Here is a 6,843-nt window from a genome sequence, read left to right as displayed (position 1 = left end):
TCTGAAAAACTTGGCGTTGCCAGAATGAATCAGGGGTTAATCGAGGTGCCCAAATTAAGATAATTAAGGATGCTGATGTGGTTACCGATGTGAGTGTAAATTATTTGAAGGACTACCAACCCACTGAATTCTCGATCGAAGCGGTGGACTTAACATTTGAACTTTTACCCAAAGCGACTCTGGTGACCAATCGGTTATCGATTAAAAAAGCGCATCCTCAAGCTAAACAACTGAAACTAAATGGCGAAAATCTGGAATTAGTTTCGGTGTCTATTGATGGTCAAGTGTTATCGAAACTAAATTATCAATTAAACGATCAGTTTTTAACCCTCGATATTGACGCACCGGTCTGTGTGATAGAAATCGTTACGCGCGTTAGTCCTGAATCCAACACGGCGTTGGAAGGCTTATATCGATCCGGTGGAAACTATTGCACCCAATGCGAGGCGGAAGGTTTTCGTAAGATCACCTACTTCCTAGATCGCCCCGATGTTTTAAGTGTCTATAGTACGACTATCATTGCCGACAAAGTCAATAACCCAGTTTTGCTTTCAAATGGTAATTTGATTGAGTTTGGCGATTTGTCGGATGGGCGGCATTTTGCGAAATGGCAGGATCCATTTAAAAAACCTTGTTATTTATTTGCGTTGGTCGCCGGTGACCTGGCTTATATGGAAGACCATTTTAAAGCGCAGGATGGCCGAGATATTTGTTTGCGTATCTATACCGACGCGGCTCACTTATCTAAATGTCGTCATGCGATGGATTCGTTAATCCATTCGATGCGTTGGGACGAAGAGCGGTTTGGTCGGGTGTATGATCTGGATATTTATATGATTGTGGCGGTCGATGATTTTAATATGGGCGCAATGGAAAACAAAGGGCTGAATGTTTTTAATTCAAAATTTGTACTGGCGGATCCACAGACGGCGACTGATACAGATTTCGAAGGTGTTGAAGCGGTGATTGCACATGAATACTTTCATAACTGGACAGGAAACCGAATTACTTGTCGAGACTGGTTTCAATTAACCTTAAAAGAAGGTTTAACCGTATTTCGAGATCAAGAGTTTACCGCCGATCGTTTATCGTCAGCTGTCAAGCGTATTGAGGATGTAAGGCGTTTGCGCAGTGTTCAGTTTCCTGAGGATGCCGGCCCTACATCGCACCCGATTCAACCCCAGTCTTATATTGAAATGAATAACTTTTATACGATGACGGTGTATGAAAAAGGTGCCGAGGTAGTTCGGCTTTATCAAACCTTGCTGGGTCGAGATGGCTTTAGAAAAGGCATGGATCTATATTTTGAACGTTATGATGGGCAGGCTGTCACGGTTCAAGACTTCCGCCAAGCGATGGCGGATGCAAATCAAGTAGATTTGGCTCAAATGCACCAATGGTATGTTCAGCCTGGAACACCGATCTTGAAGGTGGATACCCATTACGATGCCGCCAATAAATGCTATCAAATTCATTGCCAACAGTCGACACCAGGCCTGGTGGATGCTCATCCCCTGTTAATTCCGATCAAGATCGGATTATTATCACCAACGGGCGAAGCGCTTACTTTATACCCGGCTAAGGCTTGTGCCGATACGATTCGAATTGAAGCGGACAGTGCTATTCTTCAGCTTACGCAAAGCCAACAAACCTTTGAGTTCGTCGAAGTTGAAAAAGCTCCGATCCCTTCTTTGTTAAGAGAGTTTTCCGCTCCAGTTAGCCTTCAGTATGGCTATAGTTTGGTCGAGCTCGAGTTTTTAGCACAGCATGATACTGACAGTTTTAATCGTTGGGAAGCGGCTCAAAGATTGGCTGTGGCCGACCTTATGCATAACGTAACCCGCTTGCAGGCGGGTAAAAACTATCAGTTGGGAGAGTCTTATTCGCGTGTGTTTTTGCGCTTGTTAAATGAAGTCAACGCAGGCCTAGTTCAAGATTTGGCCTTGCAAGCTTATGCACTTAGTTTGCCTGATATGAGTTACTTAATTGAACAATATGAGCAAGTCGATATAGACGCGTTACTAACCGCACATCAACAAATGAAGCAAGCCTTAGGACTGTTGTACTATTCCGAGTTAGAGCTGTCTTACCAAGCCTTAAATGAAACCAAGCCATACGCCTATAACAAACAAGACATAGCGCAACGGCTTATGAAAAACCGTTGTTTACAATATTTAGTGGCATCAGAGTCAACCCAAGCCATTGCGTTAGCGGTGGCTCAATATCAAAATCAGGCCAACATGACCGATGTGTTGGTGGCACTAGAAGCCTTATCTCATGTAGAGTCCGAGCAAGCCGAAACTTGTATGGATGACTTTTATAATCGTTGGCAAGATGAAGCTCTGGTGCTGGATAAGTGGTTTGCATTGAAAGCGTCGGCCAACCGTTCGGATGCATTAAAACAAGTGAAAGATTTATTGAGCCACGCCAAGTTTTCTTATCGCACACCAAACCGTGTCCGAAGTGTGGTTGGGGTGTTTGCACGCCAAAACCTTAAAGCCTTTCATCAAACAACGGGTCAAGGATACGAATGGTTAGCCGACCAAGTGCTGCATTTAGACAAGCTTAACCCTCAAGTTGCTGCCAGAATTTTAACCCCTTTAACGCACTGGTCTCGTTATGATGACCGCCGACAGGCGTTGATGTTGGCGCAATTAAATAGAATTTCGCAGCAAGCGAACTCAAAGGATGTTTATGAGCTGGTTGAAAAGTCGTTACTCGTGGCCGGTTAATTATAGGTTGAATCGAGAAGGGTTTTGGCTGTTGTCGACTTTACTCGCTATCATACTAATCACTCCCGTTTCGGCAAGTTTTGCCGAAACGGGAGTGAGCGGGGCTTCATCACAACAAGACTCACGTATTCGCTTGATTGACTATGAGATTTTGTTGCTAAAAACTGAAATCGCGTTAAGAAATTCAGAGCTAGGCGTGTTTGCCCAGCATATGCAACAACTTGAAACTCAAAAGACCCCCGATCAGTTTGTAGACAGGTTTGACTATCTTCAACAACAAATGCGGCTTATGGATACAACCGAGCCGCAGCCTCGCGTTGAGTTTAGTGGGGCGGTTGATGCACAAAGTATTGTAGTGTTATTGCCCTTATCGGGCCCCTATGCTGAGGCCGGTCAAACTATTCTGGCACCTATTCAACAAGCCTTTGCCAATAAAAAAGTCTATGTGATCGATACCGAGCTTTATTTAGATATGAGTGAGTTAGCCAATTTGGTTAATTTGTTTAATCCTGATCTAATTATTGGGCCATTGGAGCGGCATAAGGCGGAATCTTTTCTGCATAATAATATTCATAAGCCAGTGCTTCTCTTTACTTCAATTCAACAAAGTTACTCGCATGTGCGTTCGTTAGCCTCATCAGCGGAAGTGAATGCGGCCGCATTACAGCCTTTGTTGGCATCCATCAAGCCGCAATATGTGGGATGGTTAGTGGATGACTCAGCCAGTTCGGATCCGTTTATTGGGCAGGTTGAACGGCAATTCAGTCAACCCGAGTTATTCGGCTTAAACCCTATTGAACAAAGTTTTCCTTCATTGGTGATTGAACCGGAATTATTAAAAGGCGGCGTCGACAAATCCTTAGCAAGGCTTGTGGGAGCCGAACAATCCACTGCACGCATCAACTGGTTAAGGCGCACGATTGATCGTTCGGTTGAGTCGAACCATTATGTTCGTCAAGATAAATCATTATTGGTGGCCGCCGTCCCGCATCAGCAAGCGATTCAGCTGGCGCCATTGATGGGTTACTATGGATATAATTACCCGATTATCTGGGTACCAACGCAGTTGCCAGACTTAAAAATCTTTAACTTATCATTAAGTTCCTGGCAAAAAACATACGCATTAATTCCTAGGTACTTTGTTTATGAACAGGCTGTTTCAAACAAAAAAGATGAAGAAAATATTAACATTGGTCTGTTTAGTGCTTTAGCTGAAATAGCGGTTGAAATGATTCGTCGTTCAAACCAGCCTATGCCTTATGTGATTAACTCTCAGATAGGGCGCATAGAAGTGAAGCAGGATGGTAAATACTATTTACTGCCTGAGCTTTTTGAACTGAATAATGGGCGAATGAAACGTATAGCAATAAAGAATATAAAGCCCTAGTGTTGAGCGGAACTCGAAAGTGATTGAGTCTCGCTAGCACCACAAAGAATTAGGAGTGGCGTCTGTGGCTGAACCAGACAAAACAATTGACCCCAACGATCTTGATAGTATTGATTCGCTGCTGGACGAAGCTGAATTTGAACAGCGGCCCACTGGTGATAACGCACCTGACGAAGAAGAAGATTTACTCGCCGCGTTATCGGATGAGCCCGAGCAAGAAAGTTTTGGGCAAAATGCTGACGATACAAGCCTGGATGCGGATGATGAATTGGATCGTATGTTTGAGACGCCGCTTAATGAGCGAGCTGTTGAACCTGAGCTAACACGGCCTGACCCGGCCATTAGGACGGGGGATGCGGAAGGTTACTCTGCTCGGCGTGACTTTCAAACGGAAGATGATGATTTTTTAGCAAGACGTGCAAGTAAAAATAATGGTAATGAATTAACGGTGGCAGAAATGGACTCACTTAAGAGCATGATTATCGGATTTGGGTCAGCGCTAATAGTATTAGCACTGATCGGTATAGGTATCGCAACCTGGGGAGCGTTAAGTACCGGTGGTAACGATGCCGACACAGTAAAAATGATAGAAGAGATTCGTGGTGAAGCCGAAGTGGGTCGAATAGCTTCACAATCAAACGAAAATATACTGCGTGACTTGAATCGTAAACTGGATGCCTTGAGCTTTCAAATTGAGCAAGCTAATGGTGACATTGTAGCGCTTTCTCAAGGAAAACAACCTGCTATTACAAATGCACCAGGATTACCCATCAATTTAGCACAACCACAAGAGGCCGATGTGCCTGTTGAAACGCCGCAACAGGTTAAGGATACTAGGGCATCAGCCGGGCTAAATGTGGATATGAGCAAGTTTGAAGAAAAGCTGGATACCGTTAACCGAAATGTAACAGTAGCACAGCGTCGAGTCGTGGAAATTAACAATCGAGTGAAAAGTTTACAACAACAGTACGGCTCAATTGTTGAAACGATTAAGTTGGTAGAGAGAAACATGCTGGAAAAAGAACTAAAAGCTAAAGCTGCTGAGCAAGAGGCCGCTAATTCAGAAGAGGCTGAAAAAGAGCAGGTGAACACGCAACCGGTTACAACTCAGCAACCAGACGGCTACCGTTATCGGGCGCCAGACGGTGGTTTGGGTTACGATACCGGCAACATGAACAGCTACCCTTAAAGCAGGTTGTGTTATGAGAAAGGTCTGGATTCTTTTTGCTTCAAGCCTTGTTTTAAGTCTAAACGGTTGTGCGGGCTTAAGTGGCCCCCAAACCGCTGCGGTAGCAGGCGTTGGTTGCTGGTTAAATGAGTGCGGATTACTTTATCCAGCTCAAGTTAGTGTGCCAAGCTACTACAACCAAACAACCGAACGAAAACCACGTTATGAAGTTGGTCGATCCTATAGTATCGAGCAGCTACGTTGTAAGAACAACCCAACGCTATGTCGTTATCATGGGCCTGAGGTTCAAGTGCGAGAGCGTTACTATTCTAAACCCTATTTACTAAGTGAATGAATGGAGTAAAGTCATGAAAAAGCAGATGTTAATTGGTGTAGGACTAGCCAGTGTATTAGTTTTGGCTGGGTGCGAAACCACACAGCCTCAACCTAAAGAAGTGGTGAATTATTCGAGCACGACTTATCAAGGAAACGGCCCCTCAAATAGAGTGGATTATGCGGTACGCCCAGATAATAACGCAAATCAAGCTGAGCAGCGTTATTTGCTACAAAAACCGCAAGTAGAAGATTCAAATGCATCCGCACCACAGCAAACTCAAGTTGAAACTGCACCACAAAAGCCTGTTCAGCAAGCCAAGCAAGAAGTAAAAGAAGAACGCCCAGCTCCTATGGTTGTTAAGCAACGTCCTCGCCAAGATCGGATTAAAATTACCGGTGTTGGTTATGGTGCACAAAGTACCTATGATGGTTTTACCGATGGCCAAAAACGTTTAATGGCGATCCGTGCTTCTAAATTGGATGCTTACCGTTCATTAGCTGAACAATTATATGGTATTAAAATTGACAGCAATACCTCGGTTGCGACTATGACGGCACAAAGTGATAGCTTTCGTGCACGTGTAAATGCAGTTGTTAAGGGGGCACGTATTGTAAGTATCACGCCAATGTCGGATAATAACTACGAAACAGTACTAGAAGTGTTTGTTGACCGTCGCTTTTTTGAAGATGTATTCGTTTACAGCGGAAACCAACAAGACCTTGTGTTGGAACCAATGGAAACTTGTACGCTTGGATTTAATTGTTACGAGGCAGCAAGCTATCGCTAAAATCCGATAGGGAGTGTGTGGCATGTTAGTAAAAGGTCTGACGGTAAGTGTAATGGTGGGCGCGCTGGCATGGCAAACAGTGCAGGCGTCTAGTATTTCAACCCGAGTAAGAGTGCTTGAAAACAAAGTGTCTCAATTTGAGCGTCAGGTTAATCAAGAACGTGCCCAACAGAATAATCAGGTCGAACAGGTTCAGCGTAACAGTCATGCGATTGAAGCCTTAAGCGTTCGAGTTGATGAAGTAGCTCTCAAATTAAAACAGGGTGGATTGGACACCGAGGCCAGCGCCTCGGCTAAGAACATTAAACGCATAGGGGCGGATAATGGTCGATTCACTGATAGTCGTTACTCATTCCCTTAGTTGTTTATTTAACATGTGGGCACCTCGATTAACCCCTGGTTGATTCTGCGGGACTTAAAAGGTCACTTATT

6 protein-coding genes are annotated in these 6,843 nt (G+C 44.2%); all 6 read left to right on the top strand.

The genetic code is table 11. From position 1 onward, the window contains the following. The first annotated feature begins 77 nt into the window (after positions 1–77). Positions 78–2,732 carry an aminopeptidase N gene (gene pepN / locus IBX48_RS09425; protein ID WP_296833752.1) on the top strand — a complete coding sequence of 885 codons (2,655 nt, stop codon included), beginning with the start codon at positions 78–80 and terminating at the stop codon, positions 2,730–2,732. Then, a complete protein-coding gene (locus tag IBX48_RS09420; RefSeq protein ID WP_296833749.1) occupies positions 2,695–4,119 on the top strand; it encodes a hypothetical protein in 1,425 nt (474 codons plus the stop codon). The genes pepN and IBX48_RS09420 overlap by 38 nt, the downstream gene beginning before the upstream one ends. Positions 4,120–4,183: 64 nt before the next feature. Next, positions 4,184–5,308 (top strand): hypothetical protein, encoded by a 1,125-nt coding sequence (locus tag IBX48_RS09415; protein ID WP_296833745.1) that lies wholly within the window; start codon positions 4,184–4,186, stop codon positions 5,306–5,308. 13 nt (positions 5,309–5,321) lie between these two features. Then, positions 5,322–5,642, top strand: a complete 321-nt coding sequence (locus IBX48_RS09410) for a hypothetical protein (RefSeq protein WP_296833742.1) — start codon at positions 5,322–5,324, stop codon at positions 5,640–5,642. 13 nt (positions 5,643–5,655) lie between these two features. Then, entirely contained in the window at positions 5,656–6,411 is a 756-nt protein-coding gene (locus IBX48_RS09405; RefSeq protein ID WP_296833739.1) for an LPP20 family lipoprotein, read from the top strand. A gap of 22 nt (positions 6,412–6,433) precedes the next feature. Beyond that, positions 6,434–6,772 carry a hypothetical protein gene (locus tag IBX48_RS09400; RefSeq protein ID WP_296833737.1) on the top strand — a complete coding sequence of 113 codons (339 nt, stop codon included), beginning with the start codon at positions 6,434–6,436 and terminating at the stop codon, positions 6,770–6,772. The last annotated feature ends 71 nt before the right edge of the window (positions 6,773–6,843 follow it).

It is taken from the genome of Thiomicrospira sp., assembly GCF_014859555.1.
Taxonomy (GTDB): domain Bacteria; phylum Pseudomonadota; class Gammaproteobacteria; order Thiomicrospirales; family Thiomicrospiraceae; genus Thiomicrospira.
This window is presented reverse-complemented; position numbering and strand designations above follow the sequence as displayed.